Here is a 16,380-nt window from a genome sequence, read left to right as displayed (position 1 = left end):
GGGCCTCACGCCGGGGACCGGTTTCCGGGCCCGTGCCGCCGGGTGAGCCCGGTCGCACCCTCGCACCTGGGTACGGGGTGCGAAATCACCCGGGGGTATGACGTGGCAGCACGCTGGACTTTCTAGGGTCGTAGGTATGAAGCAGCAGAACCGTGCCCAGATAAAGCGAATGAATGGGCGGATGTGGTTCGACGTCATCACGGTGCTCGTCGCCCTCATCTTCTTCGCGGTGGCGTGGCCGACGCTGCACATCACCCATTCGGTGCCGATCGCGGTGCAGCCGTTCATCGCGGCGCTGGCCGCGTTCCCGGTGCTGCTCGTCCGGATCAACCCGGCGCTCGGCTGGGCGATCTCGGCGGGCGCGGGATTGCTGATCTCCCTTGCCATTCCGCATCAGCCGAACAACGATATGCCGATCCAGGTCGTGCACATCCTGGCGTTGTTCGTGCTGCTGCTCGCGGTGGCGGTGCGCGCGACGGTCCCGATCATCGGCGTGGCCTGGGTCGCGACATCGCTGCTGCTCGGTACCACGATGGCGAGCGCGGGCGGCGGGAGTTCGGCGTGGGGCTGGCCGATCGCACTCGGCGCGGTGGTGCTGTTCGGCCTGCTGGTGCGGTGGCTGGTGCAGTCGCGCAGGCAGTTGGTGCAGCAGGAAGAGGAGACCGAGGTCGAGCGGGCCCGCCGGGCGATCCTGGAGGAGAAGGCCCGCATCGCCCGCGACCTGCACGACGTGGTGGCACATCACATGTCGCTGGTGGTGGTGCAGGCACAGACCGCGCCGTATCGGGTGGAGGGCGTAACCCCCGCCGCCCGTGCCGAATTCGAATCCATCGGCGCCACCGCCCGCGAGGCGCTCAACGAGATCCGCGGCATGCTCGGCGTGCTGCGCAGCGACGGCCAGGCCCCCGAGCACGCGCCGCAACCCAAGGCCGCCGACGTGCCGACTTTGTTCGAGGGCGCGTTGCGCGCGGGCGTCCCGATCGCGTGGACGATCGACGGTTCGTTGGAGACCGTCCCCGACGCCGCTGGCCTCGCGCTGTATCGGATCAGCCAGGAGTCGCTGTCGAATGCGTCACGGCACGCCCCGGAGGCGCCGATCCAGGTGCACCTGCGCGTCGGCCCCGTGCTGGAGCTGATCGTCCGCAACGGCCCGACCGCCACCGTCGCCCGCCCGGTCGGCAATGGCGGGCACGGCATCGCGGGCATGCAGGCCAGGGCCCTCGCCGTCGGCGGCGACCTCACCGCCGGCCCGCGCACCGATGGCGGCTTCGAGGTGCACGCGCGCCTTCCGCTGAGCCAGTCGGTGACCCTGGACCCCGCCCTGCTCGGTCAAGCCGGTAACTGAGCCGTCTCGCTGGTACTGCCCGCGTCCGCTTAGGGTAGGGCCGTGGCAATAACCGTGTTGATCGCTGACGATCAGGCGATGGTGCGGCAGGGCTTCGGTGCCCTGCTCGCCGCCCAGACCGACATCAGTGTGGTGGGGGACGCGCCGGACGGGAAGATCGCGGTGGCCGAGGCCAAGCGGCTGCGTCCGGACGTGGTCCTGATGGACGTGCGGATGCCGGAGATGAACGGACTCGACGCGGCGCGGCTCATCCTGGCCGCCGGGTTCGATCCGCCGGTGCGGGTGCTGATGCTCACCACGTTCGATATCGACGATTACGTGTACGAGGCGCTGAGCATCGGCGCGAGCGGCTTCCTGCTCAAGGACGCGCCCGCCGAAGAGCTGGTGCGCGCGGTCCGGGTGGTCGCCGACGGTCAGGCGCTGTTGGCGCCGACGGTCACCAGGCGGCTCATCGCCGACGTCACCCGCCGCCGCTCGGCCACCCGCGCGAAGCCGACGCCCGCGCTGGCCACGCTGACCCCGCGTGAGCGCGAGGTGCTGGAGCTGATCGCGAAGGGCATGTCCAACACCGAGATCGCGGAATCGCTGTTCGTCGCCGAGCAGACCGTGAAAACGCATGTCTCCAAGGTCTTTTCGAAGCTGAATCTGCGCGACCGCGCACAAGCGGTGGTGCTGGCGTATGAGTCGGGTCTGGTCACGCCGGGCTGAAACCCGCAGTGCCGGGGCACAACCCGCCGCGCTGGGCGCTGACCTGTAGTGCTGGGTCCCAACCCGCTGCGCTCAGCGCTAACTCGCGGTGCTGGGCGCTAACCCACGGTGCTGGGCGCTAACCCGCCGCGCTGGGCGCCAACCTGTGGTGCTGGGCGCCAACCTGTGGTGCTGGGAGCTAACCCGCTGCGCTGGCGCGTATCAGTGCGCGCAGGTCCCGCCGCGCAGCTCGGTCAGGTGCCGTCCGAGCAGCACGGCTATCCGGCTCAGGATGGCGGTGGCGTCGTCGTAGGTGCCCGAATCGGCCTGTGCCGCAAGGGCGACCGCGACCATGCCGGATTGCGTCGGCACCACCCCGAATTGGCGGACCGTGTAGATGCCGGTGTCGTCGTCGGGCCCCCAGCCGCCCTTGAACGCGGAGCCGGCCAAGGTGCCCAACCCCCAGGACTGATCGGGGGTGATCTCCGACATGAGCTCGGTCACCTTGAACGTCTGCGTCAGGCACGGCAGCCGGGAGGCGAACCGCACCTGGTTGGCCAGCGTCCATTCGGTCTGCCCGAATGCCGTGTAGTCCAACTTGGTTCGCGGTCCAGCCGCGCTCGTGGTGGCGTCGCCGCCCTCGTCGAGCACGTCCTGCACCGCCTGCGCGGCTTCGAGGCCGTCGCCGAGGGACTGCCAGAGTTCCTCGGCCGCATCGTTGTCGGAGACGGTGATGGCGGCCTCGGCGTCCTCGAAGATGCTGGTGTTCGAGTCGTGCCGCAGCGCCGCGATGGCCAGCGGGACCTTGATGGTCGACCAGGCGATGCCACTGGTCCAGTCGCCGAACATGGTCATCCGGCCGCCGCCGACCGGCATGATCGCCAGGCCGACCTGGCCGCCGAGGGTTGGCTGCAGCTGGGTGAAGTCGGCGGCCAGCGAATCGGGGATGGACACCGACAGGCCTGGGCGGAACGATCCGGCGGTGTCGACGACGACAGCGGGCCGGTCGGCCTGGTGCCGATCGCCGGGGAGCAGCGCGCACGAGGTCAGCCCGAGCAGCGCGACCAGGGCCGAGCCGCGCAGCAACCCGCGCAACGCGGAACCTGTTCCCGTCGACTTCACCACGCGTCCTCCCCACCACCAGTAGTGCGTGTCATCGCTGTCAGTCGGCGGTGCAAAATTTAGCTCATCGGTCCGACCCGGTCGGTAACCGGGCGTAAGGCCATTATGAACGCGCCGTACTTCGTTGACGTGACCATGATGTCTCCGCCATAGTTTCGCCGATTTTCCCCGAGAATTCGAAACCGCGTGGCCACGGGGTCAGCGGCTATGCTCCAAGCTCTGTATGACGCGCTCGGACGTGACATCCGGGGGCCGCGGTTGACCTGAAGGGATTGTGTTGCTGACCAGCGGTGAGATTTTCGCCGGATTCACCATCGAGAAGCTGCTCGGTCAGGGTGGCATGGGATCGGTGTACCTTGCCCGACATCCCAGATTGCCACGGCAAACCGCGCTGAAGCTGCTCAATCGCGAGTTGTTCACCGATACCGAGGTGCGGGCGCGGTTCGAGCGGGAGGCCGATCTGGCCGCGCAGCTCGACCATCCGAACATCGTCGCGGTGTACGACCGCGGCGTCGAGGACGACCAGCTGTGGATCTCCCTGCAGTACGTCGACGGCGTCGACGCGGCGACGGTGAACCCGCACAACCTGCCGCCGGAGCGGGCCGTGCAGATCATCGAGGGCGTCGCGGGGGCGCTGGATTACGCGCACGGCATGGGCGTGCTGCATCGCGATGTGAAGCCGGCCAACATCATGCTGGCCAGGTCCAGCGGTGGGCGCAAGGAGCGGGTGTTTCTCACCGACTTCGGAATCGCCAGGCTGCGTGAGGATTCCACGCACCTGACGCAGACCGGCATGTTCACCGCGACCCTTGCCTATGCCTCGCCGGAGCAGATGACCGGCGCGCATCTCGATCACCGTTCCGACCAGTACTCGCTGGCGTGCGCGCTGTACTGGCTGCTGACCGGCGTCGCGCCGTTCGACGCGCCGGCCCCCGCCGACATCATCCGCGGGCACCTGCAGTTGCCGCCGCCGTCGGCGGCCGCGCTGCGGGCGGGCCTGCCGCCCGCGCTGGACATGGTCATCGCGGTGGCGATGGCGAAACGGCCCGACCACCGGTTCGGGTCCTGCCTCGAATTCGCCGCTGCCGCACGGCAAGCGCTCACAGCGCAGGTGGCACCGGCGGGATACATCCCGCAGCCCGCCCCGACGGTGCTCGCTCAGCCGCCGATACCAAACCAGGGGCAGTACCCGCCGTCGAGCCCGACCTATTCGCCGCCGCAGACATCAAGCCCAACCTATGTGCCGCCGCAGACATCGAGCCCGACCTACCCGGCGCCACCGCAGTATGGATCGAATCGGGTTGCCGCGCAGCAGTTCCCGTCCTCCGGTTACTCGGCTTCGCCGCAGAACGCGGCTGTCGGCCAGTCGTTTTCCGCCAATCTGGGAAACGGCTACTCACCACCCAATCCCGCTGCCGGACAGTCTTACTCGCCACCTCCGGTAGGTTATGGCCCGTCGAATCCCGGTCCGGGTTACCCGCCACCTCCGGCCCGCCGCTCGAATACGGGCCTGATCGTGGTGATCATTCTGATCGTCGTGGTCGTGCTCGTCGCCGCCGGAATCGCGATAGCGAAATTCGGTAAATCGGATTCGTCACCACTGGACTTCGGCAAGGCGCCCGCGGCGGGCACGGCGGCGGATCCGACGACCGTCGCTAAGGCTTTCCCGAATGTTCTCCCGCAGGGTGTCGACACCAAATTCGGGTTCGGCAGCGGCAAGGGTTATCACGACAAGACCTGCTTCTTCGACACCGCCAAGTCGAGCGACAAGATATCCACCGACAGCGATGTGCCCGCCTTCCGGAAGTGGGAGACGGGCTGGAATTGCTGGGGTGTGCCGATCAACGAGCCGGACTTCATCGCGGTCGCCTTCAAGACGCCCGATGCCGCCAAGGCCGCGGTGCGCGACCTGCCGTCGAATACCAAAGCGACCGAACGCAATGGCGGCAAGTCCTACACCACCTATCGGTGGCAGCAGTCGGCAAGCAGTTTCCCAGACGGGTTCCTGGTGGTGAGCTTCGAGTCCGATCCGGCGCGGTCGAGCTATCTGTTCTTCGCCAAGGTGACGCTCACCGACAGTCAGCCGGACTCCGGGCTGGGTCTGACCCAGTCCAAGTTCAAGGCCTGGTTCGCCGACTTGCCCTTGTAGTCAACGGGATTCAGTCGACGGCCAGCGCCTCGACGATCGGCATCCGCCCCGCACGCAGCGCGGGCGGGATCGAACCGAGCAGCGCGAGCGCCAGCGCGGCCGAGCCGTAGACGAGCAGCATCGGGCTCGGCCGATAGACGACGTCGATGGTCAGCGCGTGCCCGATGGCGACGGTGGCCAGGTACTGCACGGCGATGCCGACGACGAGACCCAATGCGGCACCGACCAATCCGATCCCGGCCGCCTCGGCGAGCACCGAGCGCATCAGGAACCTACGGCTGGTACCCATGGCCCGCAGCACGCCGAGCTCCCTGCGGCGTTCGAGCACCGACAGCATCAACGTGTTCAACAGGGCAATGGTGGCCACCAGCACCACGATCCAGAGGATGGCGTTGCTCATCGCCGAGCCCTGCCGAATGCTGGCGACGGCCGCGGTGACCGTGGCGGCCCCGCTGTCCACGTGTATCTCCGGCGGCACCAGCTGCCGGATCGCCGCCTGCACCGCCGCTCGATCCGCGCCCGGCGCGAAGTCGACCGTCACGACCGTCTCGCCCGGCCGCTGGTACCAGCGGCGCAGCAGATCGAGGTCCATCATGACCACACCAGAGACCGCCGAGAAGTACGGAATCACCTGCAGCACAGTCACTGTGCGTTCGCCGGTCGGCGTCGGCAGGGTCAGCTCGGCGCCGACGCCGATGCCGAGTGATTTCGCGACATCACGCGAGATCGCCACGCCCTGACCGGCGGACAGTCGTGCGGCGACCGCGTCATCGAGCCTGCCCATCTGGGATTCGCGCGCGTTCGGTGGAAAGCCTTGCAGCATCACGCGTCCGGTGCCGAGGGTGGCGAAGGCCATCTGCGCCGGGCTGACCGCGGCGACGCCGGGGACCGCGGCGATCTTGTCCGCCAGCCCGGTGGGCAGCAGCGGACCCGTCGGGAACTCCGCCATCGATGCGGGGCTGACGTACAGATCGGTCTTGCCGAGGTCCGCGAACGTCGTGGTGGCGGAATCGATCATGTTCCTCGACGCGCCACCCATGGCGACCGTGGCCGCCACGCCGATCAGCACCGTCATCGCGGTCGCCCACACCCGACGCGGCGCCCGTTCCAGCGTGGTCGCGCCGAGGGCCCCGGACGCGCCGAACGCGCGCGCGGTCGCCGCGGCGGCCCGGACCAGCGGCCCGGTCGCGGCGAAACAGAGCACGATGGCGGCGACGAACGAGGTCGAGATGGCGCCGAGCGAATAGCGGCCGAGATCGAGTTCGGCAATCGTGATCGCCGCGGCGGTCAGCCCGAGACCGGCCACGATCGCGGCCCACCGCAGCAGCGGGCTCGTCGTGTCGGTGCGGCCGACGCCGACCGGAACCAGCGCCTCGATGGGTTCCACCTTGTACACCTGGCGCGCGGCCAGCCCGGCGGCGCTGACGCTGGCGACCACACAGGCGAGGATCGCCACCGGAATGGCGTAGCCGGGTACCAGGTACTGGGTCCGCGCCTCCACCGACGACATGATGGCGACGGGCAATTGTTCGATCGCCATGCGCCCCATGAAGATTCCGATCCCCGCGCCGACGGCGCCGCCAAGCACCCCGAGCAGCGCGGCCTCGGCGAGCAGATCTCGCACCATCGGCCCGCGCTTGCCGCCGATCGCGCGCAGCAGCGAGAGCATCGGCCTGCGCTGGGCGATCGCCATGCTCATGGCGTTGTAGATGAGGAACGCCGAAACGATCAGTGCCGCAGCCGAAGCCATCATGGTGGAATACCGCACCAGCTGGATCGCGCCGCCCGCCTGCGCGGTGCGCAGGCTCGGCTCGGCGACCACCGCGCGACCGTCCACGACCTTGGTGAGTTCCGCGCGCAACGTATCGACCGAGGTGCCCCGCACCGGGATGACCTGGATCGAATCAAGCCGCCCGGTCCGCCCGGTCACCTGCTGCGCGAGCCCGAGTGGCGCGGCGACGATGTGGCCGTCGTTGAGCTGCTTCGACGTTGCTTTGTCGAGAACGCCTGCGACGGTGACGGTTCCGGAGCCAAGGGTGAACCGTTCGCCCTCCGCGTGCCCCATGCCCGCGCCGACCAGGACGCCATTGGGGACCGCGAGCAGCTTGCCGATCTGCTTGGTCATCGGCCCGGCCAGCTCGCCGCCCAGCGCGCCGATATTCTGATCGGCCCCGATCAGCAGCGCCCGATCAGGGCCGCCGCCGATCTGTGCGCGCAACATCGGCACCGCCTTGTCGACTCCCGGTGCCGTCGCGATCCGTTGCAGCAGTTGCTGATCGAAGCCCGCGTCGGTGATGCCGGTGACCTCGAGCGCGGCCCGGCCGCCGAGGCTGTGCGTGAGGCGGTCCACCGACCCGGTGACCGAACCGGAGATGCTGAACACCGCGACGAGCAGGCCCGCCGACACCCCCATCACCACGAGCGACATCATGGTCCGCCCGCGGTGCACGAGGAGTTCGCCGATATTGAACAGCCGCAATCGATCCCATGCGGCGCCGATCACGCGTTGACCGATCGCGTCACGGTGTCGTCGGAGCCGATCCGGCCGTCGCGCAACGTGATCACCTGGTCGCAGTAGGCCACCGCGCCCATATCGTGGGTCACCATCACCACCGAATTGCCGGAACCGGTGATCTCGCCGAGCAATTCGAGGATGGCCGCGCCGGTCTTGGAATCGAGGTTCCCGGTGGGCTCGTCGGCCAGGATCAGCGGCGGATCCATGATCATCGCCCGAGCCACCGCGACCCGCTGCATCTGTCCGCCGGACAGCTCGGCGGGCCGATGGTTCGCCCGATCACTCAACCCGACGCGGTCGAGCAGCTCCAGCGCGCGCGGCTTGGCCTTGCGTAACCCGGTGCCGTCCAGCAGCTTCGGGATGGCGACGTTCTCCCACGCGGACAGGGTGGGCAGCAGGTTGAAGAACTGGAAGATGAAGCCGACGCGGTGGCGGCGGAACTCGGACTGGCGCCCGTCGTCCAGCGACCCGATCTCCTCGCCTCGGAACAGGATCGAGCCCGCGTCCGGGGTGTCCAGCGCGCCGAGTAGATGCAGCAGCGTGCTCTTGCCCGAGCCGGACGGCCCGATGATCGAGGTGAATCGGCCAGGCTCGATGCGCAAGCTGATCTCATCGAGCGCGCGGACCGTCTGCCCGCCGACCCGATATTCCTTGGTAACCCCGGCTAACTCGAGCATCGCCGAATTCGACATCGTTGCCCCACACCCTGTTCGGTCGGTGACCAGTTGGTCGTTCCTCGTCGCGCACTATCGCGCCATGGCCTCCGGCGCGTGGTGGCGGCGACGATACTGGGCATCGAGCACCGCGCGCAGCACCGGCTGCTCGGCGGCCAACTCGAGGTAGGCCGTCAGCACCGATTGTCCTTGGGCCAGCGCCTGATCCAGTTTCGCATCGAGGTGGATGTTCCAGCGGTAGCGCAGCGCGAGCAGCAACCCGTCCGCGTCGCCGAACAGCCGCTCCAGATCCGGGATTCCGGTGAACAGCCGCGGATCGGCCGGATCGACGGCGGCGCGGGCCAGCACCGTGTGCACAACTTCGGTACGGGCGTGTTGATCTTTCCAGGACATGAGCCTCGCCTTCCGTGTGATGCTGTGACTCACGTTACGGACGGGCAGGTCGGGCTGTCTTCGTGCCAGGGACCCGTATTGATCTCCGCCCACGGTAGGAGAAACGACCCGCTTCAGGAACGATGTGCGGGCCGGAACCGGCGGTTAGCCTTACCCCATGGGTGTGATCGGCGTCTCCGCCCAGCCGAGGCTGGTAGGCCGCGCGTTGCGGCGCGTGGTCGTCGGTCTACGCCGTTCCGGTGGACGCGTCGCCGAGTTCGTACGACAGCCGGTGGCCTCGTTCCGGCGCAGGGTCGAGGAAATGCCCTTCGATTACCCGCCGTCGGTCATGATCGTGATCGATGTGGCACTGATGATGGTCGCCGTCGCGGCGGCGATCCAGCGGCACAGCTACTTCCCGACCGCCCTCCCGATCCTCGCGGTGCTGCTGACCTCGGCGTTCGGTCCGATGCACGCGTTCCTCGGCGTGATTCCCCGGCCGGTGACGCTCGGCGTGTTCGCGATGATCGCCGAGGCCCTGTTCCTCGTCCAGCCGGTCTCGCCCGACCTCGCGCCCTTCGTGCTCGTCGCCGCGGCGGGTGAGGTGTCGGCGATCGCGGCGAAGTGGGTCAGCGTGCCGACCGCCGCCGCGATGATGCTCGAACTGATCGTGTTCGACACCTACGGGCATCTGTCCCAGGGCTTGCCGACCTATCTGGTCAGTGTCGCGTTCGGGTGGATGGCCGGTGTGCTGCTGCAATACCAGCGCCGATTCCTCTACCAGGAGCGCGGCTACCAGGACATCCGCGCGGCACAGGCCGCCGACGAGGAACGCCGCCGGATCGCCCGCGAGGTGCACGACGTGATCGCGCACTCGCTGAGCATCACGCTGCTGCATCTCACCGCGGCGCGGCACGCGTTGCAGACCGATCGCGAGGTCGACGAGGCGGTGGAATCGCTCGTCGAGGCCGAGCAGCTCGGCCGCCAGGCCATGGCCGACATCCGGCGCACCGTCGGGCTGCTCGACGCGCGGCCGTCGAAACACGTGCCGGAGCCGGGCGTCGAGGACATCGAGGGCTTGGTCGGCGACTTCGCCAGGGCCGGGCTCGACGTGCGATTCGTCTGCGCGGAGGATCTGCGCCCGGTCTCGCCCGCGGTCGGGCTCGCGCTGTACCGGATCGGCCAGGAGTCCCTGGCGAATGTCATCAAGCACGCGCCGGGTGCGTCCGCGTTCGTTCAGGTCGCGGTGGACGCCGCGGCGGCGGTATTGACCGTGCACAACACGTTGCCCGCCGGGCTGCCCGCGCAGCGGGGCGCTGGAATGGGTATCTCGGGGATGGTGCAGCGCGCCGAACTGCTCGGCGGTCGAATGATCGCTGGCCCGATCGACGGAGGCTGGTCGGTCCGGGCCGCCATTCCGCTCGCTCCGGCCCGCGCGGGATTCGCGTGCACGTTCTTATGGGCCGGTGGCCCGTCGGCGATACGGGAGGCGTGATGCGACACAAGGCACAGGAGGTCAGGTGTTAGCGGCATCGCCCGCGGGCGTCGAGGACGCGGTCACCGTGCTGGTGGTCGACGACCAGGAGTTGGTCCGCGGCGGTCTGCGCCGAATCCTGCGCCGCCGCGACGGGTTCGTGGTGAGCGAATGCGCCGACGGCGACGAGGTGCTCGCCGCGGTGGCGGCCGAGCGGCCCGATGTGGTGCTGATGGATCTGCGGATGAAACGCGTCGGCGGCATCGACGCCACCCGCATCCTGCGCTCGCGCGACGGATCACCGCCGGTGCTTGTGCTGACCACGTTCGACGACGATCAGCTGCTCTCCGGCGCGTTGCGGGCGGGCGCGGCCGGGTTCATCCTCAAGGACTCACCCGCCGAGGACCTCATTCGCGCGGTGCGGATGGTCGCGGGCGGCGGCGCGTGGCTCGACCCGTCGGTCACCGAACGTGTGCTGTCGGCGTATCGGAGCGTGCGGCCGAGCACGACACGCACGAATGCCCGGCTGTCGGACCTCACCGCGCGCGAGTACGAAGTGTTCGAATTGATCGGACGCGGCCGCGTGAACTCCGAGATCGCCCGCGAACTGGGTATCTCCGAAGTCACCGTGAAAAGCCATGTCGGACACATATTCGGCAAGCTGGAGCTGCGGGATCGGGCCGCCGCGATCGTCTTTGCGTTTGACCACGGGGTGGTGACACCCGGAGAATCCACTCTTTGACGGGCAGGCGTCGCGAGAGTTATGCGTGCACTCCTGGCCCGGGATGTGGAGGATTGACGGGGTGGAGGCACCTGGGCCGAGAACCGGTACACGGTTTGGGCCGTACGAATTGCGATCGCTGCTGGGCAAGGGGGGCATGGGCGAGGTATACGAGGCCTATGACACGGTGAAAGATCGCGTGGTGGCGGTCAAGCTGCTGCACGAGGAACTCGCGGGTGACCCCGCGTATCAGGTCCGGTTCCGGCGGGAATCGCAGGCGGCCGCCCGGGTCGCCGAACCGCACATCGTGCCCATTCACGACTGGGGCGTCATCGACGGTGTGCTGTTCATCGACATGCTGCTGGTGCGCGGCGTCGACCTGCGCACGCTGCTGCGCACCGAGGGGCCGCTGACTCCGGTTCGCGCGGTCGCCATCATCGAACAGATCGCGACCGCGCTGGACGCCGCGCACGCGGGTGGCCTGGTGCATCGCGACGTGAAACCGGCGAACATCCTGGTCACCGCGGCGGATTACGCCTACCTCGCCGACTTCGGCATCGCGCACACCGAGGGCGACAGCGCCGTCACGATGGTCGGCATGGCCGTCGGCTCCTACATCTACATGGCGCCGGAACGATTCGACGTCGCGCAGGTCACCGGCCGTGCGGACATCTACTCGCTGTCCTGCGTGCTGCACGAGTGCCTGACGGGCGCATCGCCGTTCCCGGCGGCCAGCATGAATGTGCTGATCCGCTCGCACCTTTCCGATCCGCCGCCGCGACCGAGCGCACAGCAGGCGGGCATCCCGGCCGGGCTCGACGCGGTGATCAGCCGCGGCATGGCCAAGGATCCGGCCGATCGATGGCCGACCGCGGCCGCGCTTGCCTTGGCCGCGCGGGCCGCGCTCTCCAGTGCGCCCTCGACGACCCCGCTGCCGGACGTGCCCACCGCGGCAGACGCGCCCGCGAGCAACGTGCCCCCGCCGACCGGTCCGATGCTTGTCGTGCGCGCGCCAGGGACGCCGCGCGGGTCGGGGGTGGTGCCGCCGGAGTCGACCGGCGAGATCTCCGCCGTGATCCTGCCGAGCGCGCCGACCGTGGTGCGGCCGACCGAGATCCAGTTCACGACGCTGTCGTCACCGCAGGAGCCCGCACCCCCCTTCGGGCCGACCGCGCGGTGGACACCCGAGCAGGGACTGCCGCCGGTACGGCCGTTTCCTGACGCGCATCTGTACTCGGAGCAGTCCGGCGGGCAGGCGTATTCGGAGCGGCCTGGTGGTCAGCCGTTCGTGGATCAGCCTGGGGGACAGTCGTACTCCGAGCGACCTGGCGGTCAGCCGTACGGGGAGCAACACGGGGGACAGTCGTACTCCGAGCGGCCTGGCGGTCAGCCGTACGGGGAGCAACACGGGGGACAGCCGTACTCCGAGCGGCCCGATGGACAGCCGTACGGTGATCAGCCCGGCGGTCAGCCATATTCGGAGCAGGCCGGTGGTCAGCCGTACTCCGAGCGGCCCGGTGGGCAGCCGTACGGGGAACAGCCCGGTGGGCAGGCGTATTCGGAGCGGCCTGGTGGTCAGCCGTTCGACGAACAGCCCGGCGGACGACCGTACCCGGAACAGCCTGGCGCCCAGCGCTATTCAGAACCGCCCGGCGGACAGCCATACCCGGAACAATCCGGCGGACAGCCGCATCCGGGTCATCCTGGCACACAGGCATACTCGGCACAGCCCATACCGCCGCATACAGAACATCCTGGGGCGCAGGCATATTCGCAGAATGACCCCTTCGTAGGCGGCCAAGCGTATTCGGACGCCCAGCAGTACGAGACGACGCGATTCCCGGACGCACCGGGCTTCCCGCCGCCTCCGCCTTCCGACGACTATCCCCCCGATTGCCAGGCCACCCAGGCCTATTCGGCCCCGGCCGGATACTCCGCTCCGGCGGCCTATTCCGAGCCCGACGAGTACTACGGTGCCGGAGGGTATTCCGCGCACGGCAGCCATGCCCGCGCCGAGCAACCGCCGCAGAGCAACTACACGATTCGCCGCGAGTACCCGGAGCAGGGCTACGAAGGGGAACAGGGCTACGCGGACGACTACGACGACTATGGGCCAGCGGAAGATCAGTACGAAGAGCCGGGCAAACGCCGATCCGTCGTGCTACCCATCCTGGTCGGGGTGGTGGTGATCGTGGTGATCGCCGTCGTCGGTGCGATCGGCTGGCAGGTGTTCAGTTCCCGCAATGTCGCGAAGCCGACCGAACAGCAGGCCGGTGCTCCGGTACCGACGGCGGGCCCGCAGCAACCGTCGCCGGGCAGTTCCTCGGCGCCGCCGGTCGCGTCGACCCCGGCCAAGCCGACGACGGTCACCCTGCCCGCCGGTGCGAAGCCATGCGATCAGAGCAACTCGGCCTCGGGCCCATTCACCAAGTCCGCCACCGGATCCGCCGCGACGAGCTGCGCGTTCGCCGAGGCCGTCCGGCAGGCCTACGCCGTGGCGAACACCGCGAGCACGGTCTCGCGGGATGCGCCCCGCTCAGTAGTAGCGACCAGTCCGGTCACCGGCCGGACCTACACGATGAATTGCCTCAGCGAAGGCCAGCTCGTCACATGCAGTGGCGGCGAAAACGCGGTGGTGTATGTATATTGATCGACCCCGTACTGCTCGTGTGCGAAAAGCATTGAGCGGTGCGGTATTAGCCGTACTCCTGGTGTCCGGTTGCGGAACCGGCACCGACAGTTCATCCTCGGACGACACCAGCATTACCCAGGCCGCCTCGCACGCGGACCAAAAGGGTTTGTCCATCAACGTTCCCGGCACCCTGGCCGCGGACGTCGCCACGTTGCAGGCGAGTGCGCGCGGACATCTCGGCATGGCGATCATGCCGGTTGGCGGCGACCAGGTGGTCACCTTCGGCGACTGGACCACCGGCCCGGCGTGGTCAACCATGAAGGTGCCGTTGACGATTGCCGCGCTGCGCCACAACGCGGGCAACACGACCTATGCCGCGACGGCCGCGATCACCGCGTCCGACAACGCCGCCGCCGACACGCTGTGGCAATCGCTCGGCACCAATCAGGAAGCGGCACAGGCGGTGCAGTCGGTGCTGCGCGAGGGCGGTGACAGCAAGACCACCGTGCCCGATACCAGGACCAGACCCGAGAACTCGGCGTTCGGCCAGGCGGATTGGTCACTGGCCGATCAGGTCAAGTTCGCCTCTCGACTGCCATGCCTGCCACAGGTCGCGCCGGTGATCAACCTGATGGAACAGATCCAAGCCGCGCAGCGCTGGGGTCTCGGCGTCTTCACCAGCGCCGAGTTCAAGGGCGGCTGGGGCCCGGACGCCTCGGGTGCGTACCTGGTCCGGCAGTTCGGGTTGATCTCGACACCGTCGGGTCAGATCGCGATCGCGTTCGCGGCACAGCCGGATTCCGGCGCGTTCTCCGACGGGATGACGATGCTGGACAAGCTGTCCACCCTCATCTCCCAGCACCTGAACGAGCTGTCCGGCGGACAGTGTCCGGCCTGATCCGCCTAACTTGACCGGGTAACGGGTACCCCGGAAAATCCCGACGTATCGGATGTAGGCCGCCGGGCCTACAGTGCGGCCGGGTCGCGTACGTGAGGTGGAGGTGGACGGGGTGGACGGACCGCAGACGAGGATCGGGACTCGATTCGGTCCTTATGAGCTGCGCTCGCTGTTGGGCCGGGGTGGCATGGGCGAGGTGTACGAGGCCTACGACACGGTGAAGGATCGGGTCGTCGCGGTGAAGCTGTTGCCGGAAGCGCTCGCGAAAGACCCGATGTTCCAGGCGCGGTTCCGCCGCGAATCGCAGGCGGCCGCGCGGGTGGCCGAACCGCACGTCATCCCGATCCACGACTGGGGCGAGATCGACGGCGTGCTCTACATCGACATGCGGCTGGTGCGCGGCCACGATCTGCGCTCGGTGCTGCGTGGCGGCGGACCGCTGACCCCGGCCCGCGCGATCGGCATCATCGAGCAGATCGCCGCCGCGCTGGACGCCGCGCACGCGGAGGGCCTCGTGCACCGCGACGTCAAGCCCGCCAACATTCTCGTCACCGCATCGGATTTCGCCTACCTGGCCGACTTCGGCATCGCCAGGTCAGCGAAGGATCCCGACATGACCGGCACCGGTGCCGCCGCGGTCGGTTCGTACAGCTACATCGCGCCGGAACGTTTCGAGAACGGCCCGGTCACCGGCACCGCCGACGTCTACTCACTCGCCTGTGTGCTGTACGAATGCCTCACCGGCGCACAGCCTTTCCGTGCCGACTCGATGAGTGTGCTTATCCGCATGCATCTTTCGATGCCGCCGCCGCGACCGAGCGTTATCCGAGCTGGTGTGCCCGCCGCTTTGGACGAGGTGATCGCCAGGGGGATGGCCAAGCGGCCGCTTGACCGCTACTCGACCGCCAGTGGGCTGGCGTCAGCGGCGAAGTCCGCGCTCACCGGGCGGCCCGTCGTCGCGGTCACCGAGTTGCCGACCGATCGGATGGGGACCGTGCGGCCGAAGGCGCCGCCCACCGTGGTGTTCCCGACCGTCGGGCATGAACAACTGCGCGCGAATGCCCTTCCCACGGACGCGATTTCGCGTCAGCCGGGCACGAGTCAGCCAGGGGCAAACCCGATCATGCCGCGCCAGGATCCGAGCCGCGAGGCGGGTCACCGCGGCGAAGTTGTTCGGCGGGAGCCGAACCGGGTTCCGGAGCCGAGCCGCGAGGTCGGCCACCGCGGCGACGTGGTTCGGCGCGAGCCACGCCACGTCGAGGAGCCGGGACCGAGTCGCACGGACCCGAAACCTGCCGTGGTAGCGCCAGGCGCCGACAAGCCCGTTGCCACACCGAAGCGCCGGTCCCGCACCAAGTGGCTCCGGATTGTCGTCGCGCTCATCGTCGTGATCGCCCTCGCGGGTGTCATCGCCTGGTTGCAGCGGTCCGCGTTCGGCACCGGTGCCACCGCACCGACGCTCGCGCCGGTGCCGTCCACCGCCAGGGGATGCGCGACGAAATACCCACCTGCGGGCCGCTTCACGTATTCCGCGATCGGCAACGGGGTCACCTCGTGCGATTTCGCCGAGGAGCTCCGCAAGGCCTACGGCACCGGATCCGACGCCGACGGCACCCGAACGGTCACCGCGTTCAGCCCGGCCACGCAGCAGAACTACACCATGCAGTGCGTCACCCGCGACGGTCTGGTCACCTGCACCGGCGGCGAGAACGCGTTCGTCTATATCTACTGACGTACGCGAAAGATATTGGCCCACCGGGGATTCCGGTGAATTCTCGACACTCGCCGAAC

Annotated in this window: 12 protein-coding genes; 8 read left to right on the top strand and 4 right to left on the bottom strand. The window is 68.6% G+C overall.

Annotated elements, in window-relative coordinates; genetic code table 11:
* The first annotated feature begins 136 nt into the window (after positions 1-136).
* Positions 137-1,345, top strand: coding sequence for a sensor histidine kinase (locus OG203_RS14080; protein ID WP_405166091.1), 1,209 nt, complete (start codon positions 137-139; stop codon positions 1,343-1,345).
* A 42-nt stretch (positions 1,346-1,387) separates the two neighbouring features.
* On the top strand, positions 1,388-2,053 hold the full coding sequence (locus tag OG203_RS14075; protein WP_405166090.1) for a response regulator: 666 nt from the start codon (positions 1,388-1,390) through the stop codon (positions 2,051-2,053).
* A 201-nt stretch (positions 2,054-2,254) separates the two neighbouring features.
* Here the strand turns inward: OG203_RS14075 and OG203_RS14070 are convergent, their stop codons facing one another.
* The gene (locus OG203_RS14070) at positions 2,255-3,157 is read right to left on the bottom strand and encodes a hypothetical protein (RefSeq protein WP_405166089.1); all 903 of its coding nucleotides are present in this window, start codon (positions 3,155-3,157) and stop codon (positions 2,255-2,257) included.
* A gap of 274 nt (positions 3,158-3,431) precedes the next feature.
* Between OG203_RS14070 and OG203_RS14065 the strand changes: the two genes are divergently transcribed.
* Positions 3,432-5,303 carry a serine/threonine-protein kinase gene (locus OG203_RS14065; RefSeq protein ID WP_405166088.1) on the top strand — a complete coding sequence of 624 codons (1,872 nt, stop codon included), beginning with the start codon at positions 3,432-3,434 and terminating at the stop codon, positions 5,301-5,303.
* 10 nt (positions 5,304-5,313) lie between these two features.
* Here the strand turns inward: OG203_RS14065 and OG203_RS14060 are convergent, their stop codons facing one another.
* From OG203_RS14060 to OG203_RS14050, 3 genes are all read right to left on the bottom strand, one after another.
* A complete protein-coding gene (locus OG203_RS14060; RefSeq protein WP_405166087.1) occupies positions 5,314-7,806 on the bottom strand; it encodes an FtsX-like permease family protein in 2,493 nt (830 codons plus the stop codon).
* Positions 7,803-8,495: an ABC transporter ATP-binding protein gene (locus OG203_RS14055; protein ID WP_405166086.1), complete on the bottom strand. Its 693-nt coding sequence runs from the start codon at positions 8,493-8,495 to the stop codon at positions 7,803-7,805. Before OG203_RS14055 ends, OG203_RS14060 begins: the two co-directional genes overlap by 4 nt.
* A 69-nt stretch (positions 8,496-8,564) precedes the next feature.
* Positions 8,565-8,885, bottom strand: coding sequence for a hypothetical protein (locus OG203_RS14050; RefSeq protein ID WP_405166085.1), 321 nt, complete (start codon positions 8,883-8,885; stop codon positions 8,565-8,567).
* A 157-nt stretch (positions 8,886-9,042) separates the two neighbouring features.
* On the opposite strand from OG203_RS14050, the gene OG203_RS14045 reads away from it, so the two are divergent.
* The 5 genes from OG203_RS14045 to OG203_RS14025 all read left to right on the top strand — a co-directional run bounded on the left by OG203_RS14045 (position 9,043) and on the right by OG203_RS14025 (position 16,321).
* Positions 9,043-10,359: a sensor histidine kinase gene (locus tag OG203_RS14045; protein WP_405166084.1), complete on the top strand. Its 1,317-nt coding sequence runs from the start codon at positions 9,043-9,045 to the stop codon at positions 10,357-10,359.
* A gap of 67 nt (positions 10,360-10,426) precedes the next feature.
* Positions 10,427-11,080, top strand: a complete 654-nt coding sequence (locus OG203_RS14040) for a response regulator (protein ID WP_405167872.1) — start codon at positions 10,427-10,429, stop codon at positions 11,078-11,080.
* A 43-nt stretch (positions 11,081-11,123) separates the two neighbouring features.
* Positions 11,124-13,709: a protein kinase domain-containing protein gene (locus tag OG203_RS14035; protein ID WP_405166083.1), complete on the top strand. Its 2,586-nt coding sequence runs from the start codon at positions 11,124-11,126 to the stop codon at positions 13,707-13,709.
* A gap of 19 nt (positions 13,710-13,728) precedes the next feature.
* Positions 13,729-14,589: a hypothetical protein gene (locus OG203_RS14030; RefSeq protein WP_405166082.1), complete on the top strand. Its 861-nt coding sequence runs from the start codon at positions 13,729-13,731 to the stop codon at positions 14,587-14,589.
* Positions 14,590-14,701: 112 nt separating this feature from the next.
* On the top strand, positions 14,702-16,321 hold the full coding sequence (locus OG203_RS14025) for a protein kinase domain-containing protein (protein ID WP_405166081.1): 1,620 nt from the start codon (positions 14,702-14,704) through the stop codon (positions 16,319-16,321).
* Positions 16,322-16,380 lie beyond the last annotated feature (59 nt).

Origin of the sequence: Nocardia sp. NBC_01499 (assembly GCF_045040275.1) — a bacterium.
Classification (GTDB): Bacteria; Actinomycetota; Actinomycetes; order Mycobacteriales; family Mycobacteriaceae; genus Nocardia.
The sequence above is the reverse complement of the archived record's forward strand: the minus strand, read 5'-3'. Positions and strand labels throughout refer to the sequence as shown.

Excerpts from the sequence above, each read along its gene's own strand:
- OG203_RS14080 (WP_405166091.1), top strand. The coding sequence starts at position 137 with ATGAAGCAGCAGAACCGTGCCCAGATAAAGCGAATGAATGGGCGGATG.
- OG203_RS14055 (WP_405166086.1), bottom strand. The coding sequence starts at position 8,495 with ATGCTCGAGTTAGCCGGGGTTACCAAGGAATATCGGGTCGGCGGGCAG.
- OG203_RS14050 (WP_405166085.1), bottom strand. The coding sequence starts at position 8,885 with ATGTCCTGGAAAGATCAACACGCCCGTACCGAAGTTGTGCACACGGTG.
- OG203_RS14045 (WP_405166084.1), top strand. The coding sequence starts at position 9,043 with ATGGGTGTGATCGGCGTCTCCGCCCAGCCGAGGCTGGTAGGCCGCGCG.
- OG203_RS14035 (WP_405166083.1), top strand. The coding sequence starts at position 11,124 with ATGTGGAGGATTGACGGGGTGGAGGCACCTGGGCCGAGAACCGGTACA.